This window comes from Galactobacter valiniphilus (assembly GCF_003575975.1).
In the GTDB taxonomy this organism is placed as follows: Bacteria; Actinomycetota; Actinomycetes; order Actinomycetales; family Micrococcaceae; genus Galactobacter; species Galactobacter valiniphilus.
This window is the reverse complement of the sequence record NZ_QQXK01000006.1, coordinates 1-15,675: the sequence shown is the minus strand read 5'-3', so window position 1 is coordinate 15,675 and position 15,675 is coordinate 1. Positions and strand designations below refer to the sequence as shown.

The window sequence follows — 15,675 nt, the reverse complement described above, 5'->3', positions numbered from 1 at the left end:
TCAACTCCTCGTGTTCCTCGCGCGAACCGTGTGCCGCGTCAGTCCTGCCCGTGTTCCTCCTGCAGCGCCAGCACGGCCTGCGCGAACGCGGTGCCGCGGTGGGCGTACGAGACGAACTGATCCATGGAGGCCGCTGCCGGGGCCATCAGCACGGTGTCGCCGTCCTTGACCAGGCTCGCGGCGGCGGCCACGGCCGCCCGCATGACGGCCGCGCCCAGCTCCTCCTTGGAAGCCGACGCCTCCGTGCCATGGTCTCCTACGGCCGTATCGATGACGGGGACGTCCGGGGCGTGTCGGCCCAAGGCTGCCACGAGAGCGTCGTCGTCCGTGCCGATCAGGACCACACCGCGCAGGTGGTGCGCGTGGCGCTGGATCAGTTCGTCGTACTCCACACCCTTGGCGAGGCCGCCGGCGATCCAGACGACGGACGGGAACGCCGAGAGCGAGGCGTCGGCCGCGTGCGGATTGGTGGCCTTGGAGTCGTTGATCCAGCGGGCGCCCAGGAACTGCGCGATCGGCTGGATGCGGTGCTCACCGCGGTCGTAGTGGCGCAGGCCCTCGCGCACCGCGACTGCCGGGACGCCCGCGGCGCGGGTCAGCGCGGCGGCGGCCAGGGCGTTGGCCACGGTGTGGTGCGGCGCCGGATCGCCCAGATCGGCGAGCGAGGCGAGCTCGGCCGCCGAGGTGCGGCGCTCCTCAATGTAGGCGCGGTCGACGAGCAGGTCCTCGACGACACCGAGCATCGACAGGCCCGGCGTGGAGGTCGTGAAGCCGATGGCGCGGCAGCCCTCCTGCACGTCGGCCTCCTCCACCATGTGCAGCGTGGAGGCGTCCTCGGCGTTGAAGATCGCGGCGACCCGGGTGCGCTCGTAGATCTTGGCCTTGGCCGCGGCGTACTCCTCGAAGGAGCCGTGCCAATCCACGTGATCCTCGGCCAGGTTCAGGACCACGGAGGCCAGCGGCTCGATCGAGTGGGTGAACTCGAGCTGGAAGCTGGAGAGTTCCACGGCGAAGGCGTCGAAGCCGATCGGATCGCGGACGAGGTCGAGCACTGGCGTGCCGATGTTGCCGCACGCGTCGGCGCGCAGGCCGGCGCGGCGCAGGATCTCCGCCGTCATGATCGTGGTGGTGGTCTTGCCGTTGGTGCCCGTGATGCACAGCCACTGCGCCGTGGGGCGTCCCTCGCGCTCTCGCACGCGCCAGGCGAGCTCGATCTCGCTCCAGATCGGCGTGCCCTCGGCCGCCGCCTGGGCCAGCACGGGGTGGCTGGGGCGCCAGGCCGGGGAGACGACCACGAGCTCGGGACGCTCGCCCGCGACGTCGGGCAGCGCGGCCGTGTGCTCCTCGCCGAGGCGCACGTCGAGGGCGCCCACGATCTTCAGGGTCTCGGCGCGCTCGCGGTTCTTCTCGGTGTCGCCGCCGTCGATCACGAGGACCTGGGCGCCGAGCTCGATGAGGGTGTCGGCCGCGGCGAAGCCGGAGAGCCCGAGGCCCGCCACGACGACGCGCAGGCCCTTCCAGTCGGATTCCCAGCGGGTGAGGGTGGAGAGATCGCGGCTCACGCGCGGACCAGCCAATCGAGGTAGAAGAGGCACAGGCCGGCCACGACGAAGAGGCCGCCGAGGATCCAGAAACGCACCACGACGGTGGTTTCGGCCCAGCCCTTGAGTTCAAAGTGGTGCTGCAGCGGCGCCATGAGGAAGACGCGCTTGCCGCCGGAGAGCTTGAAGTACCCCACCTGGATGATGACGGAGAGGGAGATCAGCACAAACATGCCGGCGATGATGACGAGCAGCAGCTCGGTGCGGCCGAGGATCGCGAAGGCGGCAACGGCGCCGCCGAGGGCCAGCGAACCGGTGTCGCCCATGAAGATCTTGGCGGGCTTGGTGTTCCACCAGAGGAAGCCGATGAGCGCGCCGACGAGGATGATCGCCAACAGCGCGAGGTCCTGCGGGTCGCGCACCTCGTAGCAGGCGCCCTCCACGGCGCGGTCGGCGCCGCAGGCCTGGCTCGTCTGCCACATGCTGATCAGGCCGTAGGCCGAAAAGACCATGATGGAGATGCCCGTCGCGAGGCCGTCGAGGCCGTCGGTCAGGTTCACGCCGTTGGTGGCCGCCGTCGTGATGACGTTGGCCCAGATGACGAAGAGGATGCCGCCCACGACCGGGCCGGCGAAGGCGAGGTTGAGCCAGTCGACATCACGCGCAGCCGAGATCATGGTGGAGGCCGGGGTGCGGCCGTGCGCGTCGGGGAAGTTCAGCGCCAGCACCGCGAAGGCGATGCCGATGATGGCCTGGCCCGTGATCTTCTGCCACGGCGTCAGGCCGAGACTGCGCTCCTTGGCGATCTTGGCGTAGTCGTCGAAGAAGCCGATGAGGCCCATGCCGGCCATGAGCAGCAGCAGGAGCAGGCCGGAGGCCGTGGGGCCCGGGCTCGCCTCGCGCGTCGCGGCCATGATGAGGTGCGTGACGAAGTACGCCACGATCACGGCCACCACAAACACGACGCCGCCCATGGTGGGCGTGCCGCGCTTGGACTTGTGGGACTCCGGGCCGTCGTCGCGCACGAACTGGCCGTAGCCGGCCTTCACGAGCACCTTGATGAACAACGGGGTGCCAACGAAGGACAGGACGAGGGCGAGGATGCCGCCCACCACGAGTGAAAGCATGGATCAGGCCTTCGTGTCGGGCTCGGCGTCGAGGGCGTGTGCCACGCGATCGCCGAGCAGGCGCAGGCCGGAGCCGTTGGAGGACTTAAAGAGCACGATATCGCCGGGGGCCAGGCGCGGCGCGAGGAAGTTGTAGGCCTCGTCGAGCGTCTCGACGAAGGCGGCCTCCTCGCCCCAGGAACCCTCCATCACGGCGGCGGAGTGGATCGGCTTGGCGCCGGAGCCCACCACGAGCGTCTGGGTGATGTTCATGCGCACCACGAGGCGGCCCAGACGGTCGTGCTCCTCGATGCGCTCGTCGCCGAGCTCGAGCATCTCGCCGAGGACGGCCCAGGTGCGGCGGGCCGTGCCCGTCGCATCCGGGCGGCCCAGCGCGGCGAGGGTCTGCAGCGCGGCGAGCATGGATTCGGGATTGGCGTTGTAGGCGTCGTTGATGACACTCACGCCGTCGGCGCGCTCGGTGCGCTCCATGCGGAAGCGCGAGGTGGGGCCGAGGCCGTCCAGCACGGAGGCGATGCTCGCGGCGTCGACGCCGAGGGCCCAGGCGGCGCCGGCGGCGGCCAGGACGTTGGCCACGTGGTGGCGGCCGATGAGGCCGGAGACGATGGAGTGTTCACTGCCGTCGGGGAAGGCGAGCGTCAGGTGCGGGTGACCGTCTGCATCGACGCTGACGCCGGAGGCGCTCACGCCGCCCTGGGCGCCGGAGCCCTCGCCGAACGCGAGGACGGAGGCCTGGGTGCGCTCACGCATGCGCCACACGCGGGCGTCGTCGGCGTTGAGCACGGCGGTGCCGGAGGCGGGAAGCGCCTCGACGAGCTCGCCCTTGGTCTTCTCGATGTTCTCGACGCCGCCGAACTCGCCCACGTGGGCCGTGCCCACCATGAGCACCACGCCGACCTCGGGCTTGACGATGTTGGCAAGGTACTCGATGTTGCCGACGTGATCGGCGCCCATCTCGGCCACGAGGTAGCGGGTAGATTCCGTGACCTCGCAGGCGGTCAGCGGCAGGCCGACCTCACCGTTGTAGGAGTTGAAGGGCTTGACGGTCTCGCCCTGCGTCTGCAGGATCGCGGCCAGCAGATCCTTGGTCGTGGTCTTGCCGGCCGAGCCGGTGATGCCCACGACGCGCAGGCCGGAGGCACGCTTGGCGCGGGCCACGACCTCGGCGGCGACGGCACCGAGCGCCACCACGGCATCCGGCACGACGACGGCGGGGACGCCGGGCAGCTCGCGCTCGGCCAGCACGAGGCTGGCGCCGGCGGCGAGAGCTGCCGGGACGAAGTCTTGCCCGTCCGCTTGCTCGCCCTTCTTCGCGACAAAGAGCGTCCCGGGGGTGACCTCGCGGGAGTCGGTCGTCACGCTGTGAACGGTGGTGGCTGGGTCGGCGCACTGGGAGAGGGTGCCGCCGGTGGCGGCGGCGATCTCGGCGCTCGTGAGAGTGATCATGTCGAAGGAAGACTTTACTCCGTGACGGTGTCTGGATGAGCCGCGGCGAGGGCCTGGCGCAGTTCCTCACGGTCGTCGAGGGCCAGGTTGACGCCGGCGACTTCCTGCCACACCTCGTGCCCGCGCCCGGCCACGAGGATGACGTCGTGGGGGCCGGCGAGCCGCGCGGCCTCGGCGATCGCGGCGGCGCGCGGCGCCACCTCGAGGACCTGGGTGTCCGGGCCCGCCGCTGCGCGGGCGCCGGCCAGCACCTGCGCGCGGATGTCAGCGGGCCCCTCGCCGTGCGGATCGTCGTCGGTGACAATCACCACGTCCGCGTTGCGCGCGGCGAGCTCGCCCATGATGGGGCGCTTGGAGGTGTCGCGCTCGCCCGTCGCGCCGAAGACCACGATGGTGCGTCCGGCGTCGGTGCGCACCGACTCCAGCGCGCGAACGATCGCGTCGGGGTTGTGCGCAAAGTCGACGATGGCCGTGGGCGAGGTGGCGATCACCTGCATGCGTCCGGGGACGGAGGGCGTGAGCGGCCCGGCGGCGTCGGCGACGAGGCCCTGCAGCGCGGCGATCTCCACGCCGGACTCAAGCAGCATCGCGAGCGCCAGGGCGGCGTTGGAGACGTTGAAGTCGCCGGGCAGGCCCGTCACGGCGTCGAGCCGGCGCCCGTCCCGGTGCACGAGGCCGAAGCGGTGGCCGAGCCCCTCGCGCTGCAGCTCGACGACGCTCCAGTCGGCCCCCTGCACCCCGGCGTGGGTCGCCAGCGTCACGGTGCGCACCCCTGCCTCGCGGGAGCGCCCGGCCATGGCCTCGCCCCACTCGTCGTCGATGCTGACGACGGCCGCGTCGGAGTACTCGGGCGTGAAGAGCTTGGCCTTGGCGGCCAGGTACTCCTCCATGGTGCCGTGCAGATCGAGGTGGTCCTGCGTCAGGTTGGTGAAGCCGGAGACGGCGTAGCGCAGCCCGGCCACGCGGCGGAACTCGAGCGAGTGCGAGGAGACCTCCATGGCCGCGTCCTGCACGCCCGCCTCCCGCATGCGCGCCATGAGGGCGTGCAGCTGCGGGGCCTCGGGGGTCGTCAGCACGGACGGGATGGGGGTGTCGCCGGCCAGGATCTCGATGGTGCCCACGAGGCCCGTGGTGCGGCCCAGGGCGCCGAGCAGGGAGCGCAGCAGGTACGTCGTGGTGGTCTTGCCGTTGGTCCCCGTCACGGCCAACACGCGCGGCGCGTCCGCGCGGGTGCCGTACACGGCGGCGGCCACGGCGCCGAGCACGGCGCGCGGCTCGGGAACCTCGATGACGGGGAGCCCGACGCCGCCCAGGACCGCGGCGCCGTCGGCATCCGTCAGGATCGCGGCGGCTCCCGCGGCGACGGCCGCGGGGGCGAAGGAGGCGCCGTGCACGCGGGCACCGGGCAGCGCGGCGTACAGGTCACCCGGCTGCACTGCACGGGAGTCGAGGCACACGCCGCTCACCGTGGCGGCGACGGCGGAAGCCGGCGTCAGGCTGGCACCCGGCCCCGCGGCGTCGAGCACCGCGTCAAGACCCACGCTGGGCGGGGTCGAGGGGCGAAACGCTCGCTCGGCCTCCCCCATCTGCGTGTGCGGGTCCGGCGCCTGGGGGGCCGTGCTCATGCTTCTCACCATCCGTAGTTCTGGTTCTCCCCGACAAAGACCTTGAAGGGGTTGGGCTCGGTGGTGGTCGGCGCCACCGAGTTCTTCGCGAGGACCGCCTTCATGATGGACGTGAAGGTGTCACCGACGGTCCACGAACGCCAATTGCCCTGCGGGTGCTGCATCGTCACGACCACGATGTACTGCGGGTCGTCGATCGGCACCATGCCGGCAAAGGAGCTCGTGTGCTGATCAAACTTACCGTCATCGCCCTGCGCCTGGGCGGTGCCCGACTTGCCGCCCACGCGATATCCCGCGATCTGCATCTTGGTCGAGGTGCCGTCCGTGACGACCGTCTCCATCATGCGACGCATCGTTGCGGAGGTTTTCTCGGAGACAACGCGCTGAGTGGCCGAGTCCTCGGTCTGGTGCACCGTGCCGTCCGGGTCGATGTAGGAGTCGATGAGCTTGGGCGCCACCTGGACGCCGCCGTTGCCGATCGCCTGCATGATCGAGGCCGTGTGCAGGGCCGTCTGGGTGTAGCCCTGGCCAAACATCGTGGTGAGGCGCTGACGGCGCTCCCAATCGCTGTAGTTGGCCAGCAGGCCGGCGTTGGCGCCGTTGAGGCCAATGTCGATCTTCGAGCCGATGCCGAGCTTGCGCATGAAGTCGTAGCGATCCTGATCGCTGAGCTTCTCACCGATCTGCACGGTGCCCGTGTTGTAGGAGCGGGCGAAGACGCCGGCGGCCGTCATCTCGAACTTCTGGTGCTTGAGCGAGTCGTTGATGGTCTCCTTGCCGATCTTGAGGGCATTGGGCACGGTGAACTCGCTCGTGGCGCTCACGGCGCCCTGCTCCAGCGCCAGCGCGAAGGTCGGGACCTTGCCGGTGGAGCCGGGCTCGAAGGCCTGCGTCACGGTCGTGGACGAGCGGTACCTTGTCTCCGTCGCGGCGGGATCGTTGGGGTCCATCGAGGTGGAGTCGGCCAGGGCGAGGATCCGGCCCGTCTTGGCCTCCATGACCACGGCGTTGACCCACTCGGCCTTGAATTCCTTCTGCTTGGCCATGACCGCCTCCATGGCGCGCCACTGGATGTCGCTGTCGATCGTCAGCTTGACGTCCTGGCCGTCCACTGCGGCGGTCTCGGTCAGCGGGGCCGAGGGGATGCGGACGCCGTCCGCTCCCTTCTCGTAGACCCGCTCGCCCGGGGTACCGCTCAGCGCATCGTTCTGGGAGAGCTCGAGGCCCTCCACGCCGGCGCTGACCTCCTCGGTGCTCTTGTTGCCGGCGGCGTCAGTGTTCTCCTTGAGCTGCGTCTGCATGAAGCCGAGCACGGGCCCGGCGAGGGTCCCGTTGGGGTAGCTGCGCTGTGAGGTCTGGATCGCCTGGAGGTAGGGGAAGCCGACGTCCTCCGCCTTGTCCTTCGCCTCGGGGGTGATGGACTTGGTGATGACGGAGTAGCCCTTCTTGGCGGCCCCCTCCTTGCCGAAGACGGCGAGGGACACGGCCTCCTCGTCGAGGCCGAGGGCGTCGGCGAGGGCCTTGACGTCGTCCTTGGCGTCAACGCGCACGCGCGTCTTGGTGACGGGATCGCGCTTGGTATACGTGGACTTGACCTGGCGTTGGTCCACCACGAGGTCGTAGCGCACGATCGAGGTCGCGAGCACTCCACCCTCGCTGTCGAGGATGTCGCCGCGGACCGGCTCGATCACCTGCGTGGTGGTGCGCGCGTCGACGGCCGCCTTGGCGGCGTTGGCTGGATCGATGCCCTGGATCCACACGAGGCGGACCATGAGGCTCACGAGCAGGACGAGCACCAGCACCAGGGCGAGGCGCATGCGCCGCACGCTGCGTGGGGCTTTCTGTTGGGTCGTGACCAAGGCTCTGCCTCCTACGCGGGGTCACCAGCGGTGTGCGGGTGCCCCGATGTACATCGTGCGGCTGTTGTCCTAGTTGCTGGGTGCGGGGATGGTGCCCCCGTTGAGCTGCTTCTTGGTGAAGCCGGTGCCCTGCTCCGTCGCGGAGCCGGTGGTGCCGGAACCGGAGGACGCGCTGTCCTGAGGCGCCGTGGCGGTCTCCGACTTGGTGCCCTGGTTCGCGGAGGTTCCCGTCCCCGCCGTGCCATTCTCGCCCGCCGCCCCGCCCGCGGCGGCGGAGGACGCGCTGGAGGCCTTGGCGTTGGCCTCGGCGGTGGCGGCGGCCTTGGCTGCGTTGGCCTGCTCCTGCTTCTTGGCCACGGCCGCCGCGCGCTCGGCCGGGGTGAGCGGCGTTGCGACGTTGAGGGCGTCCTCCTTGGCGGCCTTCTTGGCGTCCGCGTCGGCGGCCGCCGGGGCGGCCTGCGCCGTCACGTTGCCCTTGGCGAGATCGACCACGCCGGGCTGCCCGCCCGGCACCATCGACTCGGCCTTGGCCTCCTTGGCCAGGTTCTGCGGCGCGCGGCGGTTGTTGATCTCCTCCGTGAGGGCGCCGTTCTCCTGGGCCACGGCCTGCTGCTCGGCCCGGAGCGAGACGAGTTGGTACTGCGTGCGGGACACCGACACGTTCAGCACGAGCACGGTGCCCACCACCGCCGCCACGACCATGACGCACATGAGCACGAACGGCCAGCGTCGCCGCTGCCGCACGGCCGGGCGCACGAGCGCCAGCGGCGTCCGCTTCGGCGCGTTGTCCCCCTGCGGCTGCGGCGGGAGCTCGAGAGCCCGCTCGCTCGCCACGTCTACAAGCGGCAGAGCGCTCATTTCTTCCCCTTCGTGGAGCCGGTCCCCACCGGCAGGCGGAGCCGCTCAACGGCCCGCAACCGGGCGGAGGCCGCCCGTGAGTTTTCTTCGATTTCAGCCTCGGTCGGCCGCTCCGTTCCCTTGGAGATGACCTTGAAGCGCGCCTTGGTTTCCTCCGGCTCCACGGGGAGCCCGGGAGGGGCCGTCGACTTGGCGCCGTCGGCAAAGAACCGCTTGACGATCCGGTCCTCGAGGGACTGGTAGCTCATGGCGACGACGCGGCCGCCGACCGGCACGGCGTCCATCGCGGCCGGGATGGCCCGCTCGAGGACGCGCAGCTCGTCGTTGACCTCCACGCGCAGCGCCTGGAAGGTCCGCTTGGCCGGATGCCCGCCGGAGGTCCCGCGGGGGTAGGCCTCGATGATGAGCTGGGCCAGCTCCCCCGTCGTGGCGAAGGGCGTGACGTCGCGGCGCTCCACGATCGCCACGGCGATGCGGCGGGCGTGGCGCTCCTCGCCCCACGTCCGCAGCACCTGGGTGAGCTCGTCGAGCGAATAGTTGTTGACGACGTCGGCCGCGGTGGGGCCCGTCGTGGAGTCCATGCGCATGTCCAGCGGGGCGTCGTAGGAGTACGCGAAGCCGCGGTCCCGCTCGTCCAGCTGGAAGGAGGAGACGCCGAGGTCGAAGAGAACGCCGTCGGCGTAGTCGAAGCCGGCCGTCTCCAGGGCGGGGGCGATCTCGTCGTAGACGGTGTGCACGGGGTGGAACCGCTCGCCGAAGCGCTCCAGGCGGGCGCCGGCGAGGGCCAGGGCCTGGGTGTCGCGGTCGAGGCCCACGAGGTGCAGCTGCGGGTAGCGGGTCAGGAGGGCCTCGGAGTGCCCGCCCATGCCGAGGGTCGCGTCGATGACGACGGCGATGCCGCGCGCCTCGATGCCGACCAGGATGCCGGGCTCGAGCAGGGAGATGCAGCGGTCAAGGAGCACCGGAACATGGCGCTCTGAGGTTGGGCGGGGTGTGGGCGGTTGCTCCGTCACGAAAAACCTCGTCCCTCATTCTTGGCGAGCCTGGCAGCGGGTGATGCTGGCGGAGACCCGCGCTGGGGTCCGGTCCCCCACCGCTTCCCAAGGAGCCTGACTCAGGGGAAGTTGAGTCAGGATCCTTGGGAAACGGGGAGGAGACCGCATCCCAGCGAGAGCTCCGAAGCCCTAGAACAGGCCCGGAATGATCTCCTCATCCGTCTCGGAGAAGGATTGCTCCCTTTCCTCCAGGTACGAGTTCCAGGACGTGCTGTCCCAGATCTCCGCCCGGTTGCCCGCGCCGATGACGGTGACCTCGCGGTCGAGGCCCGCGTACTGGCGCAGGGGCGGCGGGATCGTGACCCTCCCCTGTTTGTCCGGCATTTCGTCGGACGCCCCGGAGAGGAACACGCGGATGTAATCCCGCGCCTGCCGAGAAGAAAGCGGGGCCGCTTGCATTTGCTCGTGGACCCGCTCGAATTCCCTGGCACTGAAGACGTAGATGCACCGTTCCTGGCCCCGCGTGAGGACCAGCCCGTTGCCGAGCTCGTCCCGGTACTTGGCCGGGAGGATGAGCCGCCCCTTCTCATCGAGACGGGGCGTGTAGGTCCCGAGGAACAGCTTCGCCACCCCCTCATGTGAAGGAGGCGGACGACGCCTCCGGAACCCCTTGGTCTTCCAGTTCGCCCCACTTTACTCCACAACCCTCCACTGTCAACGGAAAAACGGGGGTTTCGGGGGCGTGCCGCTGGGCACACTTCCGCGTCATTGCTGGGATCCGAGGCGGTGGTGGAAGGTGGAGGGCACGGAGCCTGTGCACTCCCTGGGAAGCCCGCGTCGGCGCGCCGCGCTGGTTCCGCCGCGACGGTGCCGGGGCGGGCCTGGGCGGCCCGGCGTGGATGCCGGGCCGGCGCTTGGCGGGCGCGGATCCGCGCCACGGCGCGGCTGTCTGGGTCGCCGGCGGCTCCCACGGTCCCGCCCGACGGCGGATGGCCCAGCCGTGTGGGCCGCCTCGCCTCGCGCGCCGGGGGGCGAAATCGGGGCGGCGCGGGAGCGAAGTGGAGGGCGCGGTGGAGGAAGGTGGAGGGCGTCGTGGAGGAAGGCGGGAGGACGCTGGCTCGGCACGCAAACAGTTGGGGCCCGGCCGTCCTGGCCGGGCCCCAGCTGATGGGAGTCCTTCGTCTCGGCGCTCGTCGCCGGGGAGGTCCTAGTTGTTTTCGCCCCTGCGGCGCTCGTCCCACTCCGCCTCGAGGCGCTGCAGGTAAGAGGAGCGCTTGGGCGGGGCAGCGGCCGCGCCGCCCGAGCCGAGCGAATCGCCGCCGGCGGAGCCGCGCTTGGAGAGGGCCAGGTACACGCCGAAGCACATCAGGAAGAAGCCGATGACACCCACGGCGATGCCGATCACTGCCATGCTCGAGAGCGAGATGCCCACGAGCACCACAGCGAGGCCGGCCACCGCGATGAGCAGGCCGATGGCGATGTTGCGCGTGGAGTAGCGCCCGGCGGATTCGGCCTGGCGCAGGGAATCCGCAAACTGCGGGTCGGCGTGGAGCTGCTTCTCCATCTCCTCGAGCAGACGCTGCTCGTGCTCCGACAGCGGCATGGTGTCCTCCACCTCGTATGGTCCGCCTCGTGGGCGGGGTGTTCTTCTCCCTGTGCACGGGAAAACGAACCGAGGCTCTCCCCGGTTCCCCCTCCCTCAAGGATTCCTCCCATCCTATGACGTATTGGGCCCAGGCACCTAGCCGCTGCCCTGCGCTCCCGGCGAATTCCCTGCTGGGCCCTCCGCCACCCCGGCCTCGTCCCCACGCTCTATGCGGCGCCGCGGGCTGCCGGCGCCCAGCAGCGAGGCCGGCCCCACCGCCCCGGCGAAGCGCGCGTTGATCCGATCCATGGTCTCCTCGGCGTCCCGGCGCGCGTCTTGCGTGGAGTCGAGGCTCAGTTGCAGGCCGGTGCCGGCGGGCGTGAGCGAGTCGAGGCGCAGGCCGATCAGGCGCACGGGCGGCAGCGGCTGGGGCAGCGCGCGCATGAGCGAGACCGCTGCGGCGGCGAGCTCGGCCGCGGCGTCGCTTGGACGCTCGAGGCGGCGCTGGCGGGAGTGGGTCGTGAAGTCCTCCCAGCGAATCTTGAGCGCCACGACCTCCCCGAGCCGGTCCGCCGCCCGCGCCCGCTCCGCCACGCGGTGGGCGAGCCAGAGCAGGGTGCGTTCCAGCGTGGCCGGATCGGTGATGTCGGTCCCGAAGGTGTGTTCGGCGCCGAGGCTCTTCTCCTCGCGCTCGGTCACGATCGGGCGGTCGTCGATGCCGCGGGCGAGCAGCGCCAGCTTCATGGCACCCTGCCCCAGCAGCTTCGAGACCTCCTCGGGCCGGGCGGCGGCGAGCTGGCCCGCCGTGGAATAGCCGGCCAGCCGCAGGGAGCGCGCGGTGGCCTCGCCCACGCCAAAGAGCTCGCCGATGGGCAGGGGATCGAGGAACTCGTGCACGCGCGCGGGCGGGATGGAGAAGATGCCGTCGGGCTTGGCCCGCCCCGAGGCCATCTTGGCGAGGAACTTGTTGGGGGCCAGCCCCACCGAAGCCGGTAGCCCCACCGCCTCACGGATCCCGGCCCGCATGCGGGCGGCGAGCTCCTCGGGGGTGCCGCGCCCGCGCAGCGCGCCGCTCAGGTCGAGGTAGGCCTCGTCCACGCTCACCTGCTCCACGGCCGGGCTGAGCTGGCGCAGGGTCGCCATGATGCCGGCCGAGAGCTCCTGGTAGCGGGCGTGCCGGGGCTCGGCCACGATGGCGTGGGGCGCGAGCCGCTTGGCCTGCGCCACTGGCTGCGAGGAGTGCACGCCGAGGGCGCGCAGGTCATAGGAGGCCGAGAGCACCACGGAGCGCGGGCCGTCGTGGCCCACGATGAGGGGCCGCTGGCGCCACTCGGGCCGATCCAGCCGTTCGGCCGAGACGTAGAAGGCGTCCATATCGACATGCGCGATGACGCGGGGACGAATCCGAGCACCCCCGGCGGCTCTAGGTCGCGCCGAAATTGCCGTTGTCGCGCGAGATTCCAGGGGCTGGCTCAGATTCACCATGTGTCCACCTCCGTCCAGCTCTGTACTCAGATGACCCGCTAGCCTACCAGCCTCGGTCATCTAGCTTACCGAGGTCGGTAAGATAATCTTGACGCTCGGTAAGCTCCAGGCTACCGGCCACACACGACGTAAAGCGGCCCTTCGCAAGGTTCGCGGAGGCGCGAATTGCTGTCGTACGGCATCCACGCCGTCGGCCAGATTTGATATCCGTCGCTGAGGGCGGCGTCAGGCCCATTGCTCCGGTCAGGCACATAACGGTACGCCGGGACGAGGTGACGTCAGGAAGACTTCCGAGGCGTGGAGCCGCCTGCGAAACAAGTGTCAACGCGGGGGCTCCATTCAAGACGTTTGAATCGCCCTGGGTTTCGTTCCTATCGGGTTCCTTGTCCGACGATGGCCGGCTGGGGTGATTCTTGGTCAGCGTTGTGCGCGGCCTCGACCTCGGCAGGCGTGCGGTATCCGAGTTCGCCGTGGAGGCGGGAGTTGTTCCACCACCACACGTACTCGAGTGTCGCGAGCTCGACCTGCTTGATCGTCCGCCACGGGCCTCGGCGGCGGATCAGTTCCGTCTTGTAGAGCCCGTTGACAGCCCCGGCGAGGGCGTTATCGTAACTGTCGCCCACGCTCCCCGTGGAGGGTTTCGCGCCGATCTCGACGATCCGATCCGTGTAGACCACGGACAGGTAGTTCGACCCGCGATCGGCGTGATGGATGAGCTCATCGAGCGGACCCGCCGCGTTGAAGGCGGCCACGTTCAGCGCCTGCAGCGGCAGCACATCGGCTTTCAGTGTGGAAGCGACGTTCCACCCGATGATCATCCGGGAGAACACGTCGATCACGAAAGCGACATACGCGAATCCCGCCCATGCCGCGACATAGGTGATGTCCGCGACCCACAGCCGCCGCGGCGCAGAAGCAGTGAAGTCGCGTTTGACGAGGTCCTGCGGCTGCGGGATCGTCGGATCAGACTTCGTGGTGAACACCTTCTTCGACCGCACCGCCCCGCGCACTCCCGCGAGCACCATGAGGCGGGCGCTCTGGTCACGACCGACACCCCACCCCTGCCGTCACAGAAGCGCATGCATTTTCCGCACCCCGTAGACGCCGTAGTTCTCCTCATGAAGACGGCGGATCTCCGGCACGAGCAGCTCATCACGCAGCTGCCGGGCCGAGGGCACGCGCGTCTTCGCGGCGCGATACCCGCGGGAGGTGACCAACCCTGGCACCACGTCCCGCAGGACGCGGCAGAGGAACTCGACCCCGAACTGATCCCGATGCTCGTCGATGAAGCGGATCATGTCGGTCAAGGCCGGTCGAGTTCCTTCGCGAAAAACACGCCCGCGGCTTTGAGGACCTCGTTCGCCTTCCGCAGCTGAGCCTTCTCACGCCGCAGCCGCTAGATCTCCTCGGCAACATCGGTCGAGACACCGGGCTGCTGGCCCGCGTCGACCTCGCGACGGCGATGCCACACCCGCAACGTCTCCGCACTCATGCCGAGAAGCCCCGCGACATGACGCACCGCGGCCATCAGGTTCGGATGCGAAGGCTTCGCCTCATCCAGCATCCGCAACGCCTTCTCCCGCATCTCGGGCGAGTACTTCAGATTCATCGTTTCCATCCTTGCTTGAAGAACGGAACGAAACCCAGGGCGATCCACCATCAGACCCAGGGCGCTTCACTCGGCTATCAGGAGACCACCTGGTCGCCGGCCCCGCAGCTGCGCCCGGCGGCTGCGCCCGGCGGCGGGTTCATGACGCCGGCCGTCGGCGACGCCGTACTCATCAGCCAGTACGGGCTCTCCAACGTCGAGCGGCGAACGCCGGCCACGATCACCGGCGAAACGCCGTCCGAGTGGATCGTCGGATCGCTTCGCTTCTCGAAAGCCGACGGCACGCAGCTGGAAGCGGGCGAGCACATGTGGCGCCCTCCAGTCGACCTCCTCACCTCCGAGGGCGGGGCCATCGGCCACTTGCTGGAGAACGCATCGCAGCCTGCATAGGGAAACACGAGGCGCAGCGCCCGTAGTCGCCTATCGATCGATTACCCTGGTGCTCATCGCTTCGCCCTGCCCGACTAGGAGACTCCGTGTTCCGTGCTCTCAAGCAGGTGGCCGCCACGACCGCCACTGCATTCGCCCTCACCCTGATGGCAGCTGCCCCTGGGGCTTACGCCTCGGCACCCCTGAATGACAGTGACCACCAATTTTGCAGCGTCCTGACGGTCTACACCGACCGCGGCTGGGAGGATCGGATCACCGTCTCCGAGCACCGCATCCACGAATTTGACAAGATGGCCGACATGTTCGACACCGCCAGGGCAGAGGGCTGGTACGAGCGAAAGATGGGCATCTGGGAACCGGGGCGCCAGGATTGCTTGTGGGTAAATCCCATGGCCAAATGGACTATTCAAGAATTCTGGGACGAATACAAGGCTGCGTTCAAGGCCCAGCCCAAGGCGACCACATCTGCGACCGGCACCGCACGAGTCGGCTCGACGCTCTCAGCCAAGTTCGCTTCCAAGGCGATACCCAAGCAGGCCCTGAAGTTCGCCTGGCTTCGTGACGGCAAAGCCATCAAGGGCGCGTCCAAGGCCACGTACAAGCTCACGGCCTCCGACGCCGGCCACAAGGTCAGCGTGAAGATCACCCGCAGCGCGTACAACTACAAGCCTGTCACGACCGCCTCCAAGGCCGTCAAGGTGGCCGCCGGCGCCTCGAAGGCGGGCAAGGTCGCCGTCTCTGGCACCGCGAAGGTGGCAAAGAAGGTCACGGCGCGCGCCACCGGCTGGGCGAGCGGCACGCGCCTGTCGTACCAGTGGCTGCGCAACGGCAAGAGCATCAAGGGCGCAACCAAGGCGAGCTACACCCTCACCCGCGCGGACAAGGGCAAGAAGATCTCGGTGAAGGTCACCGGCAAACGTGCCGGGTACACCACCGTTGCGCGCACGAGCGGCGCGAAGAAGGTCTCCTAGGCCGTGTTGCTAAAGGTGCTGGTGAGCCAGTGGAGTGTCGCGGCGAGGCAGAGGCCGGCGTGGTAGTTGCGGGCGGTCTTGTCTGAGCGCATCGCGATCCCGCGCCATTGCTTGAGCTTGTTGAAGCACCGCGCGACGACGTTGCGGCCGCGGTAGCGGACCCGCTGCTGGTCACCGAAGTCGA

The 15,675-nt window shown here is 69.5% G+C and carries 12 protein-coding genes and 2 pseudogenes; 2 read left to right on the top strand and 12 right to left on the bottom strand.

The annotated features are described in order from the left end of the window. Window positions 1-38: 38 nt before the first annotated feature. The 11 genes and pseudogenes from murD to DWB68_RS03995 all read right to left on the bottom strand — a co-directional run bounded on the left by murD (window position 39) and on the right by DWB68_RS03995 (window position 14,130). Window positions 39-1,562, bottom strand: coding sequence for a UDP-N-acetylmuramoyl-L-alanine--D-glutamate ligase (gene murD, locus DWB68_RS04045; protein ID WP_233548606.1), 1,524 nt, complete (start codon window positions 1,560-1,562; stop codon window positions 39-41). Further along, a complete protein-coding gene (gene mraY, locus DWB68_RS04040; protein ID WP_119423865.1) occupies window positions 1,559-2,668 on the bottom strand; it encodes a phospho-N-acetylmuramoyl-pentapeptide-transferase in 1,110 nt (369 codons plus the stop codon). Before mraY ends, murD begins: the two co-directional genes overlap by 4 nt. Window positions 2,669-2,671: 3 nt before the next feature. After that, window positions 2,672-4,114: a UDP-N-acetylmuramoyl-tripeptide--D-alanyl-D-alanine ligase gene (locus DWB68_RS04035; protein ID WP_119423864.1), complete on the bottom strand. Its 1,443-nt coding sequence runs from the start codon at window positions 4,112-4,114 to the stop codon at window positions 2,672-2,674. A gap of 14 nt (window positions 4,115-4,128) precedes the next feature. Continuing rightward, complete coding sequence (locus DWB68_RS04030; protein ID WP_119423863.1) at window positions 4,129-5,739, bottom strand: UDP-N-acetylmuramoyl-L-alanyl-D-glutamate--2,6-diaminopimelate ligase; 1,611 nt, start codon at window positions 5,737-5,739, stop codon at window positions 4,129-4,131. A 5-nt stretch (window positions 5,740-5,744) separates the two neighbouring features. Then, window positions 5,745-7,556, bottom strand: coding sequence for a peptidoglycan D,D-transpeptidase FtsI family protein (locus DWB68_RS04025; RefSeq protein WP_119423862.1), 1,812 nt, complete (start codon window positions 7,554-7,556; stop codon window positions 5,745-5,747). Window positions 7,557-7,667: 111 nt separating this feature from the next. Then, window positions 7,668-8,456, bottom strand: a complete 789-nt coding sequence (locus DWB68_RS04020) for a hypothetical protein (protein ID WP_147391570.1) — start codon at window positions 8,454-8,456, stop codon at window positions 7,668-7,670. Beyond that, window positions 8,453-9,469 (bottom strand): 16S rRNA (cytosine(1402)-N(4))-methyltransferase RsmH, encoded by a 1,017-nt coding sequence (rsmH, locus tag DWB68_RS04015; RefSeq protein ID WP_119423860.1) that lies wholly within the window; start codon window positions 9,467-9,469, stop codon window positions 8,453-8,455. The genes DWB68_RS04020 and rsmH overlap by 4 nt, the downstream gene beginning before the upstream one ends. A gap of 171 nt (window positions 9,470-9,640) precedes the next feature. Then, the gene (gene mraZ, locus DWB68_RS04010) at window positions 9,641-10,072 is read right to left on the bottom strand and encodes a division/cell wall cluster transcriptional repressor MraZ (RefSeq protein WP_119423977.1); all 432 of its coding nucleotides are present in this window, start codon (window positions 10,070-10,072) and stop codon (window positions 9,641-9,643) included. 586 nt (window positions 10,073-10,658) lie between these two features. Further along, the gene (locus DWB68_RS04005; RefSeq protein WP_119423976.1) at window positions 10,659-11,054 is read right to left on the bottom strand and encodes a DUF3040 domain-containing protein; all 396 of its coding nucleotides are present in this window, start codon (window positions 11,052-11,054) and stop codon (window positions 10,659-10,661) included. 138 nt (window positions 11,055-11,192) lie between these two features. Then, the gene (gene dinB / locus DWB68_RS04000; protein WP_267896928.1) at window positions 11,193-12,425 is read right to left on the bottom strand and encodes a DNA polymerase IV; all 1,233 of its coding nucleotides are present in this window, start codon (window positions 12,423-12,425) and stop codon (window positions 11,193-11,195) included. Between the two features lie 467 nt (window positions 12,426-12,892). After that, window positions 12,893-14,130 (bottom strand): annotated as a pseudogene (locus DWB68_RS03995) (IS3 family transposase). Window positions 14,131-14,145: 15 nt separating this feature from the next. Between DWB68_RS03995 and DWB68_RS03990 the strand changes: the two are divergent. Further along, the gene (locus DWB68_RS03990) at window positions 14,146-14,520 is read left to right on the top strand and encodes a hypothetical protein (protein ID WP_147391569.1); all 375 of its coding nucleotides are present in this window, start codon (window positions 14,146-14,148) and stop codon (window positions 14,518-14,520) included. Window positions 14,521-14,606: 86 nt separating this feature from the next. Next, window positions 14,607-15,491, top strand: coding sequence for a hypothetical protein (locus DWB68_RS03985; protein WP_119423857.1), 885 nt, complete (start codon window positions 14,607-14,609; stop codon window positions 15,489-15,491). On the opposite strand, the pseudogene DWB68_RS03980 reads toward DWB68_RS03985, so the two are convergent. Then, window positions 15,488-15,675, bottom strand: a pseudogene (locus tag DWB68_RS03980) (hypothetical protein); the annotation flags it as partial. The gene DWB68_RS03985 and the pseudogene DWB68_RS03980 overlap by 4 nt on opposite strands.